General features: G+C 65.9%; 19 protein-coding genes. 13 read left to right on the top strand and 6 right to left on the bottom strand.

Translation table 11 applies throughout. The annotated features are described in order from the left end of the window. Positions 1-34: 34 nt before the first annotated feature. A complete protein-coding gene (bioB, locus tag QX135_RS07815) occupies positions 35-1087 on the bottom strand; it encodes a biotin synthase BioB (RefSeq protein ID WP_316176715.1) in 1053 nt (350 codons plus the stop codon). Positions 1088-1207: 120 nt separating this feature from the next. Here bioB and QX135_RS07810 point away from each other — a divergent pair, with 120 nt between their 5' ends. The 9 genes from QX135_RS07810 to soxA all read left to right on the top strand — a co-directional run bounded on the left by QX135_RS07810 (position 1208) and on the right by soxA (position 9506). Then, entirely contained in the window at positions 1208-1840 is a 633-nt protein-coding gene (locus tag QX135_RS07810; RefSeq protein ID WP_315758544.1) for a GntR family transcriptional regulator, read from the top strand. Between the two features lie 130 nt (positions 1841-1970). Next, positions 1971-3371: an MFS transporter gene (locus QX135_RS07805; RefSeq protein ID WP_410052009.1), complete on the top strand. Its 1401-nt coding sequence runs from the start codon at positions 1971-1973 to the stop codon at positions 3369-3371. A 137-nt stretch (positions 3372-3508) separates the two neighbouring features. Next, on the top strand, positions 3509-3958 hold the full coding sequence (locus tag QX135_RS07800; RefSeq protein WP_315812745.1) for a (2Fe-2S)-binding protein: 450 nt from the start codon (positions 3509-3511) through the stop codon (positions 3956-3958). 10 nt (positions 3959-3968) lie between these two features. Then, positions 3969-6152, top strand: a complete 2184-nt coding sequence (locus tag QX135_RS07795; RefSeq protein ID WP_316176717.1) for a xanthine dehydrogenase family protein molybdopterin-binding subunit — start codon at positions 3969-3971, stop codon at positions 6150-6152. Between the two features lie 55 nt (positions 6153-6207). Continuing rightward, complete coding sequence (locus tag QX135_RS07790) at positions 6208-7485, top strand: NAD(P)/FAD-dependent oxidoreductase (RefSeq protein ID WP_316177255.1); 1278 nt, start codon at positions 6208-6210, stop codon at positions 7483-7485. Continuing rightward, positions 7469-7915 (top strand): sulfur oxidation c-type cytochrome SoxX, encoded by a 447-nt coding sequence (gene soxX / locus QX135_RS07785; protein ID WP_315758472.1) that lies wholly within the window; start codon positions 7469-7471, stop codon positions 7913-7915. Before QX135_RS07790 ends, soxX begins: the two co-directional genes overlap by 17 nt. A gap of 15 nt (positions 7916-7930) precedes the next feature. Then, on the top strand, positions 7931-8410 hold the full coding sequence (locus QX135_RS07780; RefSeq protein WP_409997772.1) for a SoxY-related AACIE arm protein: 480 nt from the start codon (positions 7931-7933) through the stop codon (positions 8408-8410). Next, entirely contained in the window at positions 8410-8730 is a 321-nt protein-coding gene (gene soxZ, locus QX135_RS07775; protein ID WP_316176718.1) for a thiosulfate oxidation carrier complex protein SoxZ, read from the top strand. Before QX135_RS07780 ends, soxZ begins: the two co-directional genes overlap by 1 nt. Then, positions 8730-9506, top strand: coding sequence for a sulfur oxidation c-type cytochrome SoxA (gene soxA / locus QX135_RS07770; protein ID WP_315776540.1), 777 nt, complete (start codon positions 8730-8732; stop codon positions 9504-9506). The genes soxZ and soxA overlap by 1 nt, the downstream gene beginning before the upstream one ends. A 245-nt stretch (positions 9507-9751) precedes the next feature. Here the strand turns inward: soxA and QX135_RS07765 are convergent, their stop codons facing one another. The 3 genes from QX135_RS07765 to QX135_RS07755 all read right to left on the bottom strand — a co-directional run bounded on the left by QX135_RS07765 (position 9752) and on the right by QX135_RS07755 (position 13531). Further along, complete coding sequence (locus tag QX135_RS07765; protein WP_316176719.1) at positions 9752-11407, bottom strand: regulator; 1656 nt, start codon at positions 11405-11407, stop codon at positions 9752-9754. Positions 11408-11482: 75 nt separating this feature from the next. Then, complete coding sequence (locus QX135_RS07760; protein WP_316176720.1) at positions 11483-12169, bottom strand: isochorismatase family cysteine hydrolase; 687 nt, start codon at positions 12167-12169, stop codon at positions 11483-11485. 249 nt (positions 12170-12418) lie between these two features. Next, positions 12419-13531, bottom strand: coding sequence for an MBL fold metallo-hydrolase (locus QX135_RS07755; RefSeq protein ID WP_316176721.1), 1113 nt, complete (start codon positions 13529-13531; stop codon positions 12419-12421). 409 nt (positions 13532-13940) lie between these two features. Here QX135_RS07755 and QX135_RS07750 point away from each other — a divergent pair, with 409 nt between their 5' ends. The 3 genes from QX135_RS07750 (at position 13941) to QX135_RS07740 (ending at position 15902) form a co-directional block, all read left to right on the top strand. After that, on the top strand, positions 13941-14111 hold the full coding sequence (locus QX135_RS07750) for a hypothetical protein (protein ID WP_315772427.1): 171 nt from the start codon (positions 13941-13943) through the stop codon (positions 14109-14111). Between the two features lie 999 nt (positions 14112-15110). Beyond that, positions 15111-15416 (top strand): hypothetical protein, encoded by a 306-nt coding sequence (locus QX135_RS07745; protein ID WP_316176722.1) that lies wholly within the window; start codon positions 15111-15113, stop codon positions 15414-15416. A 141-nt stretch (positions 15417-15557) separates the two neighbouring features. Beyond that, entirely contained in the window at positions 15558-15902 is a 345-nt protein-coding gene (locus QX135_RS07740; protein WP_315737124.1) for a hypothetical protein, read from the top strand. Between the two features lie 827 nt (positions 15903-16729). Here the strand turns inward: QX135_RS07740 and QX135_RS07735 are convergent. Then, entirely contained in the window at positions 16730-17767 is a 1038-nt protein-coding gene (locus QX135_RS07735) for a S1C family serine protease (protein WP_316176723.1), read from the bottom strand. A 156-nt stretch (positions 17768-17923) separates the two neighbouring features. Here QX135_RS07735 and QX135_RS07730 point away from each other — a divergent pair, with 156 nt between their 5' ends. Next, positions 17924-18691 (top strand): thermonuclease family protein, encoded by a 768-nt coding sequence (locus QX135_RS07730; protein ID WP_315773089.1) that lies wholly within the window; start codon positions 17924-17926, stop codon positions 18689-18691. Positions 18692-18713: 22 nt separating this feature from the next. Here QX135_RS07730 and QX135_RS07725 read toward each other — a convergent pair whose 3' ends face one another. Next, on the bottom strand, positions 18714-20045 hold the full coding sequence (locus QX135_RS07725; protein WP_316234016.1) for a sorbosone dehydrogenase family protein: 1332 nt from the start codon (positions 20043-20045) through the stop codon (positions 18714-18716). Positions 20046-20073 lie beyond the last annotated feature (28 nt).

Here is a 20073-nt window from a genome sequence, read left to right as displayed (position 1 = left end):
GCGCGGTCGCCCCGAGATCGCGATCAGGCTCGAATCAGGCCGGGGACGGCGCGTCCGCGCTCTCTCTGGCGGCGGCCGGCACGGCCGGGCGCGCCGACAGTGACGAGGTCATGCCGAGCCGCGCGAGCAGATCGGCGTCGCGCTGGGCTTGCGGATTGGCCGTGGTCAGCAGCACGTCGCCGATGAAGATGGAATTGGCGCCGGCGAGCAGGCACAGGCTCTGCAGCTCGTCGCTCATATATTGGCGGCCCGCGGACAGCCGCACCACGCTGGCCGGCATCAGGATCCGCGCGACCGCGATCAATCGCACGAGCGCAATCGGATCGGGGCGCGCGGCCGTATCGTTGACCGGCACGCCCTTGACCTCGTTCCACATGTTGATCGGCACGCTGTCGGGATGCTCAGCGAGATTGGCCAGCAGCACCAGCATGCCGAGCCGATCATCGACCTCCTCGCCCATGCCGATGATGCCGCCGCAGCACACCTTGATGCCGGCCTGGCGCACATGCGCGAGCGTGTCGATGCGGTCCTGCAGCGTGCGCGTGGTGATGATGCGGTCGTAGAACTCGGGCGAGGTGTCGACATTGTGATTGTAGAAGTCGAGCCCGGCCGCTTTGAGCCGCTCCGCCTGCGGCGGGGTCAGCATGCCCAGCGTGACGCAGGTCTCCATGCCGAGACCCTTCACTGCGCTGACCATGTCGCAGACCTGATCGAGGTCACGGTCCTTCGGACTGCGCCAGGCGGCGGCCATGCAGAAGCGCTCGGCCCCGGCGACCTTCGCGCGCCGCGCGGTGGCGACCACCTCGTCGCGATCCAGCAGCTTCGTCGCCTTGAGCCCGGTGTCGTAGTGCGCGCTCTGCGAGCAGTAGCCGCAATCCTCCGGGCAGCCGCCGGTCTTGATGCTGAGCAGGCTCGCCGTCTCGACGCGGGTGGGATCGAACTGCCGGCGATGCGCCGACTGCGCCAGGAACATCAGGTCCGGAAATGGCAGGCGGTAGAGCGCCTCGGCCTCGTCTCTGGTCCAGTCATGACGGATGGCATTGCCAACCGCCATTCGATCAGGGCCCGCGCTGCTTCGATCCACCATGCTCGCTCCACGCCAAATTATAGATTATCATAGATATTATCTATGATTTCTCTGTATTTGAGCACCGTATCGGACGAGAGCTTCCGCTGCATTGGTTTTTTCGATAGATAATCTATGACTATGCCGGACGAAAATCTCACCACCGCTCAGCGGATCGCCGAAGCCATCACCGATCGCATCGTCAGCGGTGCGCTGCCGCCCGACGCGCCGTTGCGGCAAGACCACGTCGCGCGCGAGTTCAACTCCAGCCACGTGCCGGTGCGCGAGGCATTCCGGCAGCTCGAGGCGCTCTATCTGGTGGTCGCGGCACCGCGACGCGGCGTGCGGGTGGCGCCGCTGGATGCGAAGTCGACCAGGGAGATCGTCGAGATGCGCACAGCGCTCGAGGTGATCGCGCTGCGCAATGCCGCGCCGCGCTATACGCCGACGCATCTCGCCGCGATCGAGCTCGCGCTGATCGAAGCCGACAATGCCGAGACCATTCAGGAGTTCGAGACAGCGAACCGCGCCTTCCACCGTGCGCTGGTCGCGCCCTGCGCGATGCCGCGGCTGCTGGCGAGCCTCGACGGACTACGCCTCGCGAATTCGCGGCTGGTGCTGGCGATGGCGCGCAATGCCGGCTGGCGTCCGCGCACCAACCAGGATCACCGCCTGATCCTGCAGGCCCTGCGCGCCCGCCAGATCGGCCACGCCTGCGAGCTGTTGACGCGGCACAACCAGACGATCGAGCGGTTGGCACGGCCGGGCGTGTAGCCGGCTTCAACCCGTTCCTTGCGACCGGGCGCATACCGCCATGCGCCCGCGACGGCTGGGGCGCCCGCCTGTTCAAGTGTACATGCTGATCCGGATGCGCCCCGCGAGCCGAAGGTCCCCAAAGGTCTCCATGTCCAACCGCCACCACGCTTCGAAGCTCGCCGGCGACGGCACTGCCGACGGCCTGCCGCCCGGCAAGCGGCCCTGGGCGATCGCCGCGATCTTCACGGCACTGTCGATGGCCTCGCTCGACGTCGCCATCGCCAACATCGCGCTGCCGTCGATCTCCGCCGATCTCCACGTCTCGCCGGCGGAGGTGGTCTGGGTCGTCAACATCTATCAGATCGCGCTGGTGGCGACGCTATTGCCGCTTGGCGCGCTCGGCGAGATCGTCGGCCATCAGCGCATCTATCTCGGCGGCCTCCTGCTGTTCACGCTCGCCTCGGTCGGCTGCGCGCTGGCGTGGTCGCTGCCGACGCTGGTGGTTGCCCGCGCGCTGCAGGGCCTTGGCGCCAGCGGCATCATGAGCGTCAACACCGCGCTGGTGCGCTACGTCTATCCTGGAAAAATGCTCGGCCGCGGCCTCGGCCACAATGCGCTCGTGGTCGGGATCTCCTTCACCTTCGGCCCGACCATCGCCTCCGCCATTCTCTCGCTCGGCTCGTGGCCGTGGCTGTTCGCGATCAACCTGCCGTTCGGTCTGATTGCGATCGCGATCGGCATGAAGATGCTGCCGCGCACGCCGCGCGCTGACCACGGCTTCGATTTTCTCGGCGCGGCGCTGGCTGCGCTCTGCCTCGGCCTGTTCATCATCGGCATCGGCAGCGCCGCGCATGGCGCGACGCCGGCCATGGTGGTGGCCGAGCTGGTCGCAGCGCTCGTGCTCGGCGTCATCCTGGCCCGCCGCCAGGCCGATCATCCCGCGCCGATGCTGCCGATCGACCTGTTCCGCCGCGGGGTGTTCGCGCTGTCGGCGGCGACAGCCGTCTGCTCCTTCTCGGTCCAGGGCCTCGGCTTCGTGTCGCTGCCGTTCTACTTCGAGGACATTCTCCAACGCTCGCAGGTCGAGACCGGGTTCTTCATGACGCCCTGGCCGCTCGCCGTGACGATCATGGCGCCGATCGCCGGCCGGCTGTCGGACCGCTTTCCCGCCGGCCTGCTCGGCGGCATCGGCCTGGTGATGCTCGGATCCGGCATGGCGCTGCTGGCCATGCTGCCGGAGAACCCGAGCATCGCGAACATCGTCTGGCGCATGCTGATCTGCGGCATCGGGTTCGGCTTCTTCCAGGCGCCGAACATGAAGGCCATCATGTCGAGCGCCCCGCCCCATCGCAGCGGCGGCGCCAGCGGCATCGTCGCCACGGCCCGGTTGACCGGCCAGACCACCGGCGCGGCGCTGGCCGCCCTGTGCTTCAGCCTTGCGGGGCGCGAAGGTGCCACCCTTGCCTTGGCCCTCGGCGCAGGTTTCGCCGCGCTGGGTAGCTTGATGAGCTTCCTGCGGCTTGCCGTAGCTCCGCCGCGCGGCCCATGAGCCGAAGCAACTACAACCCCGGCTCATCACAAATCTTCCCGCGCGGCAAACGCATATTCTTGATTTGAAGGATGCAAACGTTCGCGCCACATTGCCGCCCTCTGTTCAACTGGCGAGTTGAACGAAAGGGATCTGCGATGGCAAACCTCACGATCAACGGACAATCCTATGCTCTGGACGTCGAGCCCGACACGCCGCTGCTGTGGGCGATCCGCGAGAACGCCGGACTGACCGGCACCAAATATGGCTGCGGCATCGCACAATGCGGCGCCTGCACCGTGCATCTCGACGGCACCGCCGTGCGTTCCTGCGGCGTCACCGTCTCCGAGGCCCAGGGCAAGCAGATCACGACCATCGAGGGGCTCGCCAGCGACGGCGGCCTGCACAAGGTGCAACAGGCGTGGCTGGAGAACGACGTTCCCCAATGCGGCTACTGCCAGAGCGGCATGATCATGGCCGTCGCCGCGCTGTTGAAGGACAATCCGAAGCCGAGCGACCAGGACATCAACGACGCCATCACCAACATCTGCCGCTGTGGAACCTTCGCGCAGGTGCGCGAGGCGATCCACGCCGCTGCCAACGCCTGAGGAGGACGGCATGAACCAGCATGTGACGCCGCGCCTCAGCCGCCGGTCCTTCGTCATCGGCACCGCCGCGCTCGGCGGTGGCCTCGCGCTCGGCCTCGACCTCCCGTTCGGCGGCCCGCAAATCGTGCGCGCCGCGGATGGCTCGCCCGAGGTCAATGCCTGGGTCGTGATCCGGCCCGACGACACCGTGGTGATCCGCATCGCCCGCTCGGAGATGGGCCAGGGCTCGCTCACCGGTCTCGCCCAGCTCGTCGCGGAAGAACTTGCCTGCGACTGGAGCAAGGTGACGACCGAATATCCGACGCCCGGCCAGAACGTCGCCCGCAAGCGCGTGTGGGGCGATTTCTCCACCGGCGGCAGCCGCGGCATCCGCTCTTCGCAGGACTACGTCCGCAAGGGCGGCGCCGCCGCGCGCATGATGCTGATCCAGGCGGCCGCCGACGAATGGAAGGTGCCGGTGGCCGAATGCACCGCCGCCAACAGCGTCATCACCCACAAAGCGTCGGGCCGCACGACGACCTACGGCAAGGTGGCGGAAGCCGCCGCGAAGCTGACGCCGCCCACCGACGTCAAGCTGAAGGATCCGAAGGACTGGACCCTGATCGGCAAGGGCGTGAGACGGCTCGACACCGCCGACAAGGTCACCGGCGCGATGATCTACGGCGCCGATATGAAGCTGCCGAACATGCTCAACGCCGCGATCAAGGACTGTCCGGTCACCGGCGGCAAGCTGAAGAGCTATGACGAGGCCAAGATCGCCGGCATGAAGGGCGTCAAGAAGGTGGTGGCGATCGACGGCACCGCGGTGGCCGTGGTCGCCGACACCTGGTGGCACGCGAAGACGGCGCTCGATGCGCTGCCGATTGTCTGGGACGAAGGCGAGAACGCCAAGGTCTCTTCGGCGTCGATCGCCAAATGGCTCGCGGAAGGATTGGACTCCGGGCCGGCCTTCGTCGGCAACGAGAACGGCGATGCCAAGGCCGCGCTGGCGAGCGCGGTGAAGAAGGTCGAGGCGGTCTACGACTATCCCTACCAGAACCACGCCACGATGGAGCCGATGAACGCGACCGCGCTCTACACGGCCGATCGCTGCGAGGTGTGGTGCGGCACGCAGAACGGCGAGGCGGCGTTCGCCGCGGTGCTCGAAGCCTCAGGGCTTCCGGCGGACAAGTGCGAGGTGCACAAGTTGATTCTCGGCGGCGGCTTCGGCCGGCGCGGCCAGACCGACTATGTCCGCCAAGCCGTGAAGATCGCCAAGGAGATGCCGGGCACGCCGGTCAAGCTACTGTGGTCGCGCGAGGAGGACATGACGCATGGCCGCTATCACCCGATCACGCAGTGCAAGCTGACCGGCGGCTTCGACGCCGACAACAATCTGACGGCGCTGCACATGCGCATCTCCGGCCAGTCGATCCTGTTCAGCCTGCGGCCCGACGCACTCGTCAACGGCAAGGACCCCGCGACCTTCCAGGGGCTCGCGCCATCGGGCGAAGCCACGATCGGCTACTCCGTGCCGAACCTCCTGATCGAACACGCGATGCGCAACCCGCACATCAATCCGGGCTTCTGGCGCGGCGTCAACGTGAACCAGAACGCGATCTATCTCGAATGCTTCATGGATGAGCTCGCCAATGCGGCCGGCCAGGATCCGCTGGAATTCCGCCGCAAGCTGATGGCCGATCATCCCAAGCACCTCGCGGTGCTGAACGCCGTGGCCGAGAAGATCGGCTGGGACACGCCGGCGCCGGACGGCGTTCATCGCGGGCTGGCGCAGCTCCATGGCTATGGCAGCTATGTCGCGGGCGCCGCCGAGATCTCCGTGATCGACGGCACCAAGATCAAGATCCACCGCATCGTCGCCTCGACCGATCCCGGCTACGTGGTCAATCCGGCGCAGGTGGAGCGGCAGATCGCGGGCTCGTTCGTCTACGGCCTCTCGGCGCTGTTCTACGGCGGCTGCACGGTCAAGGACGGGCGCATCGAGCAGACCAACTTCGACAGCTACAACTCGATGCGGATCAGCGAGATGCCGAAGGTGGAAGCGATCATGATCCCGAGCGGCGGCTTCTGGGGCGGCGTCGGCGAGCCGACCATCGGCGTCGCCGCGCCCGCGGTGCTGAATGCGTATTTCGCTGCCACCGGCAAGCGCATCCGCTCGGTGCCGCTGCGCGCCCAGAACATCACCTTCGCATGACCCGCGTGGCGGCAGCCGTTGGGAACAATGGCCGCCGCCGTGCTATTGCAAGATGATGACGATGTCCCGGCAGCGCACGCGCAGAGAGGTCGGCGGCCTGATCGCGGCAAGCGTTGCCGTGATCGCCGCCCCTGCCGTGCTGCGCGCACAAGCGATGGCGCGCGTCATCGTGATCGGCGGCGGCTTCGGCGGCGCCAGTTGCGCCCGCGCGCTGCGCCAGGCGGATGCAAAGCTCGACGTCACCCTGGTTGAAGCCAACAAGACCTTCACGGCGTGTCCGCTCAGCAACGAGGTCATCGCCGGCCTGCGCGATATCAGTGCCCAGCAGTTCGGCTATGACAAGATCGCAGCCGAAGGCGTGCGCGTCGTGCTGCAGGCGGCCACCGCGATTGATGCGCCCGGGCACAAGGTCACGCTCGCCGACGGCACCACGTTGGCCTATGACCGCCTCGTGCTGGCGCCCGGCATCGATCTCGATTTCACGGCCCTGCAGGGCTACGACGAAGCTGCATCAGAAGCGATGCCGCACGCCTACAAGGCCGGCGAGCAGACGCTGCTGCTGCGGAAGCAGATCGAGGCGATGCCGGATGGCGGCACCGTCGCCATCGCGGTGCCGGCCAATCCGTCGCGCTGCCCGCCGGCGCCTTACGAGCGCGCCAGCCTGATCGCGCATTACCTGAAAACGCACAAACCGAAGTCGAAGGTGCTGATCCTCGATGCCAAGGACAGCTTCTCGCAGCAGAAGCTGTTCGAGCAGGCGTGGCAGCAGCTCTATGCCGGAATGATCGAGCGTATCCCGCTATCGCAGGGCGGCCGCGTCACCGGCGTCGACGTTGCCACGCGCACCGTCGTCACCGAGTTCGGCAACTACAATCCCGATGTGACCAACATCATCCCGCCGCAGAAGGCCGGCCGCATTGCCTCGCTCGCCGGCGCGGCCGACCGCACCGGCTGGTGTCCGATCGATGCCGCGACCTTCGCCTCAAAGCTCGTCCCGGATGTCCACGTCATCGGCGACGCCTGTCTCGGCGGCGGCATCCCGAAATCGGCCGGCGCCGCGCAGGCGCAGGGCAAGGCGTGTGCGGCCGTGATCGTGCGCGATCTGACGGGACGGCCGTCGGAGCCGCCGCCGCTGACCGGCATCTGTTACAGCATCGTCGCGCCGGACTACGCGTTCTCGCTCGCAGGCGTCTACCAACCCAAGGGAGACATCTTCGCCGAGGTCGAGGGCGGGCGGACTAGCCCGGTCGACGCCCCGCGCGAGACGCGCGCGCGTGAGGCCGACGCGGCGACGGCCTGGTTCAAGGCGCTGACCCATGATGCCTTCGGCTAGCTTTGTCATCGCCGCGATCGTCGCCGCCCTGCCCGCCGCTGTCGCGGCGCAGACACTCGCGCCCACTACGATCACCGGCGACGGCATCGCCTCTTCCCTCACCGGACGGCCCGGCGACGCCGCCCGCGGCCGCGCGCTGGTGGTCGCGCGCAGCTCGACCTGCCTCCTCTGTCACTCCGGCCCGTTTGCGGAGGTACGCTTCCAGGGCGATCTCGCGCCCAGCCTTGCCGGCGCCGGCAGCCGTTCCACGCCCGCGCAGCTCCGCCTGCGGCTGGTCGATGCCTCCAGGCTCAATCCGGAAACGATCATGCCGTCCTACTACCGCGTGGATGGGCTGACGCGCGTCGGTTCCGCCTGGCGCGACAAACCGATCCTGTCGGCGGAGCAGATCGAAGACATCGTCGCCTATCTCGCGACCTTGCGCGAGTGAGCCCATATGATTGGCATGTTCGAATCGTCCCACATCTCGCGCCGCCACCTGCTGCAACTGGCGGGAACGCTGACCGCCGCCGGCGCGCTGCCGCTGATCACGGTCCGGCCTGCGCAGGCGACGCCGGCGATGCTCGCGTCGGCGATCCGCAATCTCGTCGGCGAGGCCAATGTGACGGTCGGCAAGGTCCGGCTCGACATCCCGCCGCTGGTCGAGAACGGCAACACCGTGCCGATGACCGTCAGCGTCGATCATCCGATGACGCCTAACAGCTACGTCAAGAGCATCCACGTCTTCAACGAGAAGAATCCGCAGCCCAACGTCGCCAACTTTCACCTGACAGCGAGCGCCGGCCGCGCCCAGGTGACGACCCGCATCCGGCTCGCCGATACCCAGAAGGTCGTGGCGATCGCAAGACTGTCCGACGGCTCGTTCTGGTCGGCGAGCGTCGATGTCATCGTGACGCTCGCCGCCTGCACCGAGGAGATGCCGTGATGCCTGCCGCCCTCGTCAACGTTCCCGCCAAGGCCAAGCGCGGCGCCGTCATCGAGATCAAGACGCTGATGAGCCACGTCATGGAGCCGGGCTATCGCCATACGGCCGCAGGCGAAGCCATCCCGCGCGACATCATCACCAGCTTCACCTGCCGCTTCAACGGCACCGAGATCTTTCGGGCCGATCTGTTTCCCGCCATCGCCGCCAATCCGTTCCTGTCGTTCTTCACCACCGCGCGCGAGAGCGGCCGCTTCGAGTTCGAATGGATCGGCGACAACGGCTTCGTTGCCAGCGCCTCGGCGGCGATCACGGTCGAATGATGCGGAGCGCGCTTCTCGCGGTCACAGCTTTGCTGGGCGCAGCGTTGCCCGTCGTCGCGGGTGAGATTGCGGAATCCGCGCGCCGCTCCGGCTATGACTTCATGTCGTCCGACACCAGGGCGATGCAGGACGACGACACCGCCAATCCCGCGATGCTGTCGGTGCTCGATGGTGAGACGCTGTGGACGACGAAAGCGGGCACGGCGAACAAATCCTGCAACGATTGCCATGGCGAGGTCGACGTCAGCATGAAGGGCGTCGCCGCGCGCTATCCGGCCTTCAATGCCGCCAGCGCCGCTCCGGTCGATCTCGGCCAGCGCGTCAATCTCTGCCGCAGGCAGCATCAGGAAGCTGAGCCGTTCGCCCCTGAGAGCCGCGAGCTGCTGGCTCTGACTGCGCTGATCGCCCGGCAATCGCGCGGCATGCCGATCACCGCCGGCGACGATCCGCGGCTGGAGCCGTCAGTTGCGCGCGGGCGCGAGCTGTTCATGCAGCGGCAGGGCCAGCTCAACCTCGCCTGCTCCAATTGTCACGATGACAATTGGAGCAAGCATCTTGCCGGCTCCGCGATCACGCAGGGACAGCCGACGGGCTATCCGATCTACCGGCTGGAATGGCAAGGCATGGGCTCGCTGCAGCGCCGCCTCCGCGGCTGCATGACCGGCATCCGCGCGCAAGCCTTCGACTTCGACGCGCCCGACATGATCGCGCTCGAGCTCTACCTGATGTCGCGCGCGCGTGGCATGCCGATGGACGCGCCGGCGGTGCGGCCATGAGTGCGTCGAACCAAACCACGACGCGACCAACCAAGATCGGATTGATGGGGCAACGGAGCCGCGATGCCCCCGCCTCTCCTTCACCGATCCGCATGCGCAGGGACGCATCGGACCGATCCGGATGCGTCGCTGTTCGCCCTGCCGGCGTTCCACCGTCATTCCGGGGCGATCGGCAACGCGAAGGCGCAAAGCGGCTGCGCGTTGACGATCGATCCCGGAATGACGGTGGTCGTGACGTCATCGGACTACTCCGCGGGCGCCGCCTGCATCTCCGCATGCGGAACGTAGCTCTCGGACATGCCGAGCCGGCCCAGCGCGAACAATCCGCCGGCGACCACGACATAGGCCAGCGCCACCGCGGGCGTCACGCCGAGGCCGCCGCCGATGCCGACCGCTTCACCGTGCATGAAGCCGAAATAGGTCATGACGGCACCGGCGAGCGCGAACGCCGCCGCCTTGGTGAAGTCGCGCTCGATCACGAACACGCCGATCGCGCCGAGCACGAGCCCGGCGAGAATCGAGCCGCCGCCCATCACCTCCAGCCCATGATACAGCACGCCCTGCTGCGGCAGCGCGGCGATCGCAGCGGTCTTGACCGCATCGACCTTGTCGGCGGCGAGGCCGCCCACGGTCTGCGCCGCCGTCACCGTCGAGGCCAGCATGGTGTCGATCTGCAGCTTGGCCCAGGCGGCGAGATGCGGCGTGAAGGCGAGCACGATCGCGGGCGCATGCTTGACCGGCGTGGTCTGGAACGCCTGCGCACCGATCAGCATGCCGATGTAGAGCAGGATCGGCGAGATCGCGACCACCGGCACGAGTGCCAGCAGCACCGAGATGATGCCGAGCCAGGACAGCACGATCACCATCAGCCCGGTCGCCGCGGAGTAGCCGATGCGGCCGCCCATCGCCTTCCAGCCGGGATGGCCGATATAGACCGCGTTGATGAAAGGATTGCCCATCATGCAGCCGATCAGGCTGACGATGCCGTCGGCGGTCAGCACCCGCGTGGTCGGATATTCGTCGCCCGCGGCTTCCGCGCTCTCGACGTTGTCCATGGCCTCGACGAGGTCGTAGATACCGAACGGGATCGCGGTGACCAGGATAACGCCGAGATATTCGAAGCCTGAGAACACCGTGCCGAACGCCGGCAGCGGCACCGAGAAGCCGAAGCTCGCAAAGGCGTCACTGAGGCCCTTGACGCTGAGGCCGCCGAGACCGAGGCCGAACAGGTTCGAGCCCCAGGCGATGATCATGCCGACCGCGATGGCGACGAGCCCGGCCGGCAATCCCTTCGGATATTTCACGCCGCCGAACCAGCTCACCAGAATGATGGCGAAGCACACCAGGCCGATCTGCGGCGTCATGTACATCTCGAGCGCCGGGCGCATCGAGATGAAGGTGACGGAGACGCCGGCGAGCGTGCCGAGCAGCGCGGCGCGCGGCGTGATCTTGCGGATGTAGGGCGCGACGAAGCCGCCGATCATCAGGATGAAGCTCTGAAAGAACACCCAGACCAGGCCGGCCGACCAGCCCTTCAGCGGATCGCCGGTCTTCAAGGTGATCGGCAGCATGATCACGAAGGTGACGATGAACATGTGCGGCACGCTGACCCCCGAGGGCAGCGCGCAGACGTCGCTGCGTCCGGTCTTCTGCGCGAGGCGATAAGCGAGGAAGGCGTAGTACAAGGTCGACAGGCACATCATCAGGCCGAGCGCCGGCAGGATGCGGCCGAACACCAGGCTGTCGGGCATCTTCAGCACGAAGCGCAACAGCCCGGTGAGGACGAGCATGTTGACAAGGATGTTGGTGCCGAAACCGAAGAACGCGTTCCAGTCTCCGGGTGTCCACAGCACCGGCTTGAAATCCGCTTTGACCGCGCTTGCCGTCCCGCTTCCGCTCATCGCCTTGCTCCCCTGTTGCTGTTAGCGCCTACATCGTCGAACTCATCCGTCTCAACTCGTCTCTCGGCTCATCTCTCAGTTCATCGCCTTCAGGACCGCGGCCGAGTCCGCGACCCAGCCGAAGATGCCACCCTGGGCCTTGATCATCCTCAGGCCCATCTCATGGAATTCCGGGAAGTAGGACGCACAGCCGTCGGAGACGACGACGCAGCGATAGCCGCGGTCATTGGCCTCGCGCACGGTGGTGTTGACGCAGACCTCGGTGGTGACGCCGCACACCAGGAGGTTGGCGATGCCGTGCTGCTTCAGCACATCGCCGAGTTCGGTGGCGTAGAACGCGCCCTTGCCCGGCTTGTCGATCACCACCTCACCATCAACAGGATAGAGCGCGGGAATGATGTCGTGCCCCGGCTCGCCGCGGATCAGGATGCGCCCCATCGGGCCGGGATCACCGATGCGAAGGGATGGCGCGCCGCGCTCGACCTTGGCCGGCGGCGCATCGGACAGATCCGGCTTGTGGCCCTCGCGGGTGTGAATGACGAGCATGCCCATCTTGCGCGCCGCCCCCAGGACGTTCGCGATCGGCGTCACGGCGCGCGCGAGCTGCGAGACGTCGTTGCCCAGCGTCTCGCCAAAACCGCCCGGCTCCATGAAGTCGCGCTGCATGTCGATGATGAGCAGCGCCGTCTGGTCCCAGTCGAGCGCGATCGGCTCGGGCTCGGCGGCGATGCTCACTCCACCCGATGCAATTGAGTCCGCCATGGCGACCATTGCCTCCCCGCGAGAATGGCTCGCAAGTAACGAAGCAAGCGCTGTGCCATTGTGTACAATCGGCTCGCGCTTGCCGCGGATTTGGAAGAGACAACCGTTTCAATGGCTTGAGAAAAGGACCTGAAGCTGCTCGATTGCCGGGCAGCCGCCCTCGCCGACGCCTCAGCTTATTTCTTGGGCGGCCGCTGCACGCGGCGCATGGTCCCGATGGTCAGCCCGTCGCGAAGGTGGGGCAACCACCTAGGTCGTAAACGTATAGAGCGTTCCAACGTTCGACTGGAACACTTTCCCCGGCATTTCGCGCCGGACCATGTCGTAGAACGGCTCGCCCGTACAATGGGCCGGCATGAGGTAATCAGGGTTGATGTCCTTCAACTCCGCGATGACCTGCTTGAAGTAGGCATCGTCGAGCGGCGGCACGAGGTGGAAGCCACCAATCACCGCGTGAACCTTGTCAACTCCCGATGCGCGCTGGGCCTGCCTGATGGTGTTGATGACGCCACGATGGCTGCACGAGGTCAGAATCACCAGACCTTTTCCCTTCAGCAGGAAATTGGTCCCGATCTCGTGCTCGAAGTCGTCCACGACGAACTCGCCCGCGTTTTTCGCCGGCGAGACCTTGTCCGGGAAGCAGCCGAATCCATTGGCGATGCCGACCTTCTCGCGACTGGGACTGAGCGGCTTTTCAAAGCTGCTTTGCGCGATCTTGCCCGTCGTGAACGCATGATCGGCAACGACGGCCGGCCCGTCCGCCATCATCAGGATGAGGTTCGACTCCTTGATGGCCTGGCGATCGAGCGCCCCGAACTGACCACCATTCCCGACGGTCCGCGTGCAGAAACAGTCCTCACCGCCGACAAAGAAGGGCAGATCCTTCTTGAGCTTGCCCTTTGTCGCGGAGAGAAACCCCACCATGCCGCCGAAGTGATCGTAATGGCCATGGCTGAGGACGAGCGCGTCGAACTCCTCGGGCTGGATCTTCAGGATCTCCATGTTGGTCAGCAGCGTGACCGGATTGTATCCGAAATCGACGAGGATATTGCGGACCTCATTGTCACGCTGGGATTCAGCGTGCATCGAGAGGCCCCATTCCCCGACCAGGGTGGCGCGGGGCGGCGCATCCGGTGTTTCATTGCCCTGCATGCGCGCGATCGAGAGGTCACCGAGCTTTTGCGATATCCCGAAGCGACGGACAATGATGTCGCTGACCATGCGAACCTTCAAGCGATCGACCTGCGGCACGGCTCCGCCGAGTGCCTGAGCCCTTGCGCTCCGCCCGCTCCCGACCAGCGTGCCCACCATCGCGGACACAAAGCCCGCGCCGCCGGCGCAAAGCAGGTGGCGTCTCGACAACGACGGCGATCGAGTCATCAACCACACGGACCAAACAACATGGCGGCCTCCTCTCGGCACGACTTTCGGGTCGGGAGCTTAATCCTCTGGTCCCGGCAGCATTGACATCGGACAATGCGAGGGGCCCTGGAGGGCGATGGAGCAGCGCTTGTCGGGTTCCGTCTGGCCCAAGGCGCCGCCCGGCCCCGAACGCGATGTCCGTTCTTCAGGCCAGAGCCGATCTACCGCGGTCCAACGCCAAGCAGCGGCTTGCGCCCCAATGCGGACTACCGAGATTGAGCACGCCAAGGGCGGTTGGGGACGCCCCCCGGCGCTCATTGAGCAATGTCTGCAGGATTTGGGCACTGAAAATGGTTCTGCCTCGCGCACCGCATACCTTATAAATGATGCGTGGGAAGGCGAGGCTCGAATGACTGACTTGGAAAGCTTCATCGTCAACCAGAACCTGGTTCACTACAAAGCGCTCCTGCGAGAGGAGACGGATCCGCATAAGAGCCGCATATTGCTCCGGCTGATCGAGAATGAAATGGGGAAACTACCCGCCTCCGCGAAGCGCATCGAGATACCTAAGTCGAGATAGCCAAGATGTCCGGCTTTCAATGACCTAATTATACTTTCGTCTCCTCGGTGTGACCGCCCCTGGATCGTTCACCAGTGACACCGAACGAATTGGGCCGTCGAATGTCACATTCGACGGCCCAATTTTCGAACGCGAGGCGCCGAGCAAAGCTCAACAGCCGATTTTCGTTTGTAAGTAGTGTGAGTTGTCTGTCTGTGGGGGAACTGATGGCGCTGACGCAGAGCGAGTGGTCGCAAACGTATCCTCGCGCCGCATTGCGGGGTGTTCTGGCGGACGCTGCAAGAACGATACCCGAAGCAAAGCGGACACCTTCCTTGATGGCATGCCTCGCCGAGAAGATCTTGGCCTCGGCGGCTGACGGCCAAGAGAAGCCGGTCGATCTATGTCGCCGCGCCATCGAGAAGGTGCAGGAATCTTGTCCTGACTGCCGCGCATGCCATGGCTTGCAAGCAGCCCACAACAGCGGTCGCTCGCACGAAAAACTGTAGATTTCCGGTCGCAGCCTGTTACGTGGAGTGACAGACATATGGGCGCATCCGAGCCACCTTGGCTTAACTGCTTCAGGCATTCATCTAAATCCCCCGCAGAGAATTGGTGCGCCTTTGAGTCGCCGGTGTGTGTCGGGTGTACGAATGCCGTGTCGTCTCACCCTTCAGTGGGCGCTCACAAAGATCCTATGAAGTCCGAGGAGATCGAAGGCTGGTTTCGCGGTCTCAAGTCGTGCAAGGTTTCTGATGGCATGAGAGATTAAGGTCACCCCGCCGATGTCGGCACGTGCCCTTTCCCGACTTGTCGACCGAGGTCCAAATGCGTCTGCTTGCCTGACCTGACCGGGCCTCATTGTTGATGGATTGACCCGGGCGGCGCGGTCCGGGGGCGGCCCATCGCCTTCCAGCTTAGAGAGTGCGCATCCGACGCACATGATTGCCCTGTTGATCTCGGTCAATGGGCGGGCTCGTATTGAGATCAAGGTCGCGCAACTTCGCAGTAGGACACTCCATGATCAAGCGATTAGTTACAATGGTGACGTGTTCTGTGCTCAGTTTGATCGGAGATGGTCCAACTGGAAAGCTGGTCCTCGTCGGCGGCGTCCACAGGACGCCCGGGGGTCTCGCCCTAACCCAAATGCAGGAAGGAACCGCAACGATCGAGATGAAGGACGGAAGGGCAGTTGGCTTAGCCGGGTCCGGCAAGGCCCTCATCAAGTTCACGTCGGGCGCGTTGGCAGTCCTGTCCGGCAAGACCCCCAAGTTCGTAACGAAGTCAATTGGCTTCAACCGCTTCGACATCCTGTGGTCGGAGTAGCTCCGCCTATCGGTCGCTTGCGCCCCCCGGGTCGGGGAGAGTTGCCGCCCTTGTTCCAGCGCAGGCCATGATCCGGTCCATGCAACCCAAGCTCTAGGTCTTCGGTTGCTCGTTCCTTCGAACGACGAAATGGAGAAAGGCATGAACAGCCAGCCAGCGTTCAATCGCGGATCGTCCACCGAAATCGCCGGGCAGATCGACGCCGTTGCCTGGGCCGTGTTCTTCATATGGGTCGGCATCGCCATGCTGGTGCCGGTGCCCTGGGAATGGTTTCTCATGGGTGTTGGCATCCTCATCCTCGCGGCGGAGTATGCCCGCTGGCAGATGGACATCAGGATCGAAGGCTTCTGGGTCGCTTGCGGGGTCGTGTGCTTCGCAGGGGGGCTTTGGGCGCTTCTCAACTTGCCTTGGCCACTGGCTCCGATCCTGATCATTGGTCTCGGAGTGTGGTTGCTTGCTAAGATCATCGTGGATGCTAACCGTTGACCAGCCGCCCTCTGGCCATCCTGTGTAGCAAGCCGTCTTGGGCCCAGCGGTGCATCGGTCCGGAATTTGGGCTCCAGCCGACGTTCCGGACAGCGTCCCGCAAGGTCCATGGCCACCTTGAACTTCGGGTAGAAACATGCTGCGTATTTCCAGAAATCGCGGTTGTCTGCGCGCATCCCGCCTCACTGCGGAGGAGCGTTGCGCGCGATCGTCACGACACGCGAGGCGGGGAGCGATGGCCGCGAGAGATCGCAGTGTGTCTTCGGATGCGCGGACGAACGATCGCTTGCGGACGTGAAGTCGCAGCGTCCTGACACCCCGATGCTGGTGTCCCGCGCAATGCGCAAGCGTTGTCGCGAATGGTGGCCAACAAGCCCGGCGCACCAGGGAGACTGCGTATAAGCGTGAAGACCATCGCGCAGGGAATGCCGGCTACGGCAGCACCTGTGGTACCTGCCGCCTGCATTTTTTCAGCAGGCGGGCCATGGGTGAGGCCTTCACCCGGCATTCCCTGCGCCCTCTGCATTATCAGGAGGGACCGAACTGATCGCAGAACTCGGGCGCGACGCGCCGCGGGAACGAGACCTTATACCAATCGCTGTTTGAAGCGTATATCCGACCACCCACCGCTGTCGTCCCGGGCAAGCCGTGACGCGCGACAGCGCGGCGCGGCGCCAGACCCGGGACCCATACGCCGCGGCGGACGTGTGGCGCGAGGTGCTCACGACGCACCTGCCTCAAACTGCTCCCTGGGGTTATGTGTCCCGGCGTTCGCCGGGGCGACAGCTGTGGTCGTGGCTGCAGCTCAGCATCTCACGAATGCAATGCTAAGACGCCTGCCTTGCCGCCGGCTTGCGCTCCACCGGGTGGATGTCGATGCCGCGCAGCCGTCCCAGCCGCAGCACGTCCATCGCGATGGTACGGCCGATGCGGTCGCGGTCGAGCACGCGGATCAGGTCGTCGACGCCGTTGATCTCGACCCCGTCGAGCCTGATCACGACGTCGCCAGGCAGCAGGCCGGCGCGAGCCGCGGGCCCGTCCGGCTCGATCTGCATCAACAGCGCGCCCATCTTGTTCTCGACACCGGCGAGCAACGCATGTCGCCGCGGCACCGGCGCGGTCTGCCCGGACACGCCGATATAGGCGCGGCGGACATAGCCGTGGCGGATGATCTCCGACAGCACGAACTGCGCGGTGTTGCTCGCGACCGCAAAGCAGATGCCCTGCGCACCCTGGATGATGGCGGTGTTGATGCCGATCACCTCGGCGGCCGACGACACCAGTGCGCCGCCGGAATTGCCGGGGTTGAGCGCCGCATCGGTCTGGATGACATCCTCGATCATGCGGCCCGACACCGAGCGGATCGAGCGCCCCAGCGCCGAGACGACGCCGGCGGTGACCGTCGATTCGAACCCGAGCGGGTTGCCGATCGCGACCACGAGCTGGCCGCGGCGCAGGCTCTTGGAATTGCCGAGCGCGGCGTAGCGCAGGTCGCGCGCGTGGTTGGCGCGCAGCAGCGCCAGATCGGTGTCGGGATCGACGCCGAGCACCTGCGCGTCGGTGACGACGCCCTCGACGTCGCGCAGCCGGATGCTCTTGGAGGAGCCGACCACATGGCTGTTGGTCAGCACGAGGCCGTCGGGCGAGATCACGATGCCCGAGCCGAGCCCGCCGCGGGAGCCGGCGGTCGCCCCAGCCTTGGGGCCGGTTTCGACACGCACGACCGCAGGACCGACACGCTCGGTGACATCGATGACGGCATTGGAATAGGCGTCGAGCAGCGCGCGGTCGTCGGCCGGCGCAGCAGCAGACGCGCGCGACGGCGACAGCGCATCGCCGGCGAGATCGGAGGTAAAGTCCAACATGGCAAGATTTCCTTCGCCCGGTCAGATGGGTAGCAGCCGCCCCCCGCGCAAGGTGGCGGTCCGGCGGCGCCGTTCCGCGCCGCCCTTGGCGAGACTCACGCGCGCTGTGATAGGACTACGGCCGAGTATTTGATGAATGTGATTGCGGGAGGAAGCATGCGGCTGCGAGACCGGCTGTTGTCGTTGTGTGGGGCCATGGTGCTGGGAGCCGGCATGACCGGCGCGTCGCTGGCCGCAAGCGCCACGGTGCGCAGCGGCGACACGATCCAGCTCGGCGACACGGTGTTCCGGCTCGACGGCATCGATGCGCCGGAGGTCGACCAGCTCTGCATCGACGATCACGCCGATTCCTGGAGCTGTGGCGTCGAGGCACGCGAGCAGCTCGGCAAGCTGATCGGCGGCCGCGCGGTGCGCTGCGACGATCTCGGTCCGGACAAGCCGCTCAAGACCCGCAGGATCGGCCTCTGCACCGTCGACGGCGACAGGGTCAGCCTCAACCAGCAAATGGCGCGCGCAGGTTTCGCCGTCGGCGCCGACCCGGCCGCGAAGGCGCGGGTCAAGGACGATGTCGCCGCGGCCAAGGAGGCGCTGCGCGGACTCTGGAAGGGCTGCTTCGTCGCGCCGGCCGAGTTCCGCACCGACAAGAAGGACGGCGCCCTGCTCGGCGCCGCCTGCCGCACCGACCGTGACCGCGAGATCCGTGCCGTGCTGTTCCCGGACGCGCCGAGCGCGCCGCCGGGCTGCAGCATCAAGGGCAAGTTCGCGGTGCGCGCCCGCGTCACCGGCAACATCGGCATCTATCACCTGCAGGGCTGCCCGAGCTATCCGGCGACCACTGAGCCCGATCGCTGGTTCTGCTCCGAGGACGACGCCCGCGCCGCCGGCTTCCGCCGCGCCTTCAACTGCCGCGCGCCGAAGAAGTGAGTCACAGGTGGTGGTGCGGCGCTCAGCGGCTCACGCGCCAGATCGTGCCATTGCCGTCCTCGGAAATGAGAAGGCTGCCGTCGCGCGCCACGGTGACGCCGACCGGCCGGCCCCAGACCTCGCGGTCATTGAGGACGAAGCCGGTGACGAAATCCTCGTATTCGCCGGTGGGCACGCCGTCCTTGAGCCTGACCCGGATCACCTTGTAGCCGGTGCGCTTGGACCGGTTCCACGAGCCGTGCTCGGCCGCGAAGGCGTCGCCGCGATACTCCGGCGGGAACAGATTTCCGTCGTAGAACGTCAGACCGAGCGAGGCCGAATGCGGCTGCAGCAGCACGTCGGGCATGGTGATCTTGCCCTTGAGGTCCGGGCGCTCGCCGGCATGGCGCGGGTCAGGGTTGTCGCCGATGTAGTACCAGGGCCAGCCATAGAAGCCGCCCTCCTTCACCCGCGTGACGTAGTCCGGCACCAGATCGTCGCCGAGCCCGTCGCGTTCGTTGGTCGAGCACCACGGCGTTCCGGTCGTGGGCTGGATGGCGAGGCCGACGCAGTTGCGGATGCCGGTGGCGAACAGGCTGCGGTTGTTGCCGTCGGGATCGAACGCCAGCACGCCGGCACGGTCGGCCTCCCCGCCCCAGGCCGCGCCGAGCGGATGCGCCTTGATCCAGGCACTGATTCCGCCGGCAGGCTCTCCCAGCGCTTCGCCGACATTGCCGACGGAGCCGACCGACACCAGCATGCGCTTGTCGTCCCTGGTGAAGACAACATCGCGGGTCGAATGGCCGTAGCCGGCCGGCAGATCGGGCACGACGACCTGCAGCGGCCCATGCGCCTTCATGTCGCCGGCACGATAGGGAAAGCGCATGACGCGCTCGGTGCTCGCGACATAGACCCATTGCGGATCGGCACTCGGATAGAACGCAATGCCGAAGGGATGGCCGAGCCGGCCGGCGAAGATCTCGCTCGACGCGACCTTGCTGCCGTCCTCGCTCGGGCGCAGCACGCGGACGCGTCCTGCCCGGGTCTCGGCGACGAAGATGTCACCATTCGGCGCGGTGCGGATGATGCGCGGCCCGCTCAGCCCCTCGGCGAACAGCGCGATCTTGAAACCGTCGATGACCTTCGGCACGGCGGAGGCCGGTCGTTGCACCACTCGGGAGACGTTGGCTGCGGACGCTGTCGCACCCGGTTTGGGCAGGTCTTCGGGACGGATCAGCCTGATCGTGCCCGGTGCATCGCCCTGCCAGCTGCCGAACGCGTCCTTGCCTTTGAGCACCGCGGGCTGTGCTGTCGCCGCAGCCGTCACCAGCGCGCTCAAGGCGGCCACGATAGCCGTGCTCATCCGTCTCGTCATGCAGTCCTCACGCGTCTCGATCGGCCGT

The sequence above is a fragment of the Bradyrhizobium sp. SZCCHNR1098 genome (genome assembly GCF_032489375.1).
Classification (GTDB): domain Bacteria; phylum Pseudomonadota; class Alphaproteobacteria; order Rhizobiales; family Xanthobacteraceae; genus Bradyrhizobium.
This window is presented reverse-complemented; position numbering and strand designations above follow the sequence as displayed.

Coding starts and splice junctions, on each gene's coding strand:
- bioB (WP_316176715.1), bottom strand. CDS start 1,087: ATGGTGGATCGAAGCAGCGCGGGCCCTGATCGAATGGCGGTTGGCAAT.
- QX135_RS07810 (WP_315758544.1), top strand. CDS start 1,208: ATGCCGGACGAAAATCTCACCACCGCTCAGCGGATCGCCGAAGCCATC.
- QX135_RS07805 (WP_410052009.1), top strand. CDS start 1,971: ATGTCCAACCGCCACCACGCTTCGAAGCTCGCCGGCGACGGCACTGCC.
- QX135_RS07800 (WP_315812745.1), top strand. CDS start 3,509: ATGGCAAACCTCACGATCAACGGACAATCCTATGCTCTGGACGTCGAG.
- QX135_RS07795 (WP_316176717.1), top strand. CDS start 3,969: ATGAACCAGCATGTGACGCCGCGCCTCAGCCGCCGGTCCTTCGTCATC.
- QX135_RS07790 (WP_316177255.1), top strand. CDS start 6,208: ATGACGATGTCCCGGCAGCGCACGCGCAGAGAGGTCGGCGGCCTGATC.
- soxX (WP_315758472.1), top strand. CDS start 7,469: ATGATGCCTTCGGCTAGCTTTGTCATCGCCGCGATCGTCGCCGCCCTG.
- QX135_RS07780 (WP_409997772.1), top strand. CDS start 7,931: ATGTTCGAATCGTCCCACATCTCGCGCCGCCACCTGCTGCAACTGGCG.
- soxZ (WP_316176718.1), top strand. CDS start 8,410: ATGCCTGCCGCCCTCGTCAACGTTCCCGCCAAGGCCAAGCGCGGCGCC.
- soxA (WP_315776540.1), top strand. CDS start 8,730: ATGCGGAGCGCGCTTCTCGCGGTCACAGCTTTGCTGGGCGCAGCGTTG.
- QX135_RS07765 (WP_316176719.1), bottom strand. CDS start 11,407: ATGAGCGGAAGCGGGACGGCAAGCGCGGTCAAAGCGGATTTCAAGCCG.
- QX135_RS07760 (WP_316176720.1), bottom strand. CDS start 12,169: ATGGCGGACTCAATTGCATCGGGTGGAGTGAGCATCGCCGCCGAGCCC.
- QX135_RS07750 (WP_315772427.1), top strand. CDS start 13,941: ATGACTGACTTGGAAAGCTTCATCGTCAACCAGAACCTGGTTCACTAC.
- QX135_RS07745 (WP_316176722.1), top strand. CDS start 15,111: ATGATCAAGCGATTAGTTACAATGGTGACGTGTTCTGTGCTCAGTTTG.
- QX135_RS07740 (WP_315737124.1), top strand. CDS start 15,558: ATGAACAGCCAGCCAGCGTTCAATCGCGGATCGTCCACCGAAATCGCC.
- QX135_RS07735 (WP_316176723.1), bottom strand. CDS start 17,767: ATGTTGGACTTTACCTCCGATCTCGCCGGCGATGCGCTGTCGCCGTCG.
- QX135_RS07730 (WP_315773089.1), top strand. CDS start 17,924: ATGCGGCTGCGAGACCGGCTGTTGTCGTTGTGTGGGGCCATGGTGCTG.
- QX135_RS07725 (WP_316234016.1), bottom strand. CDS start 20,045: ATGACGAGACGGATGAGCACGGCTATCGTGGCCGCCTTGAGCGCGCTG.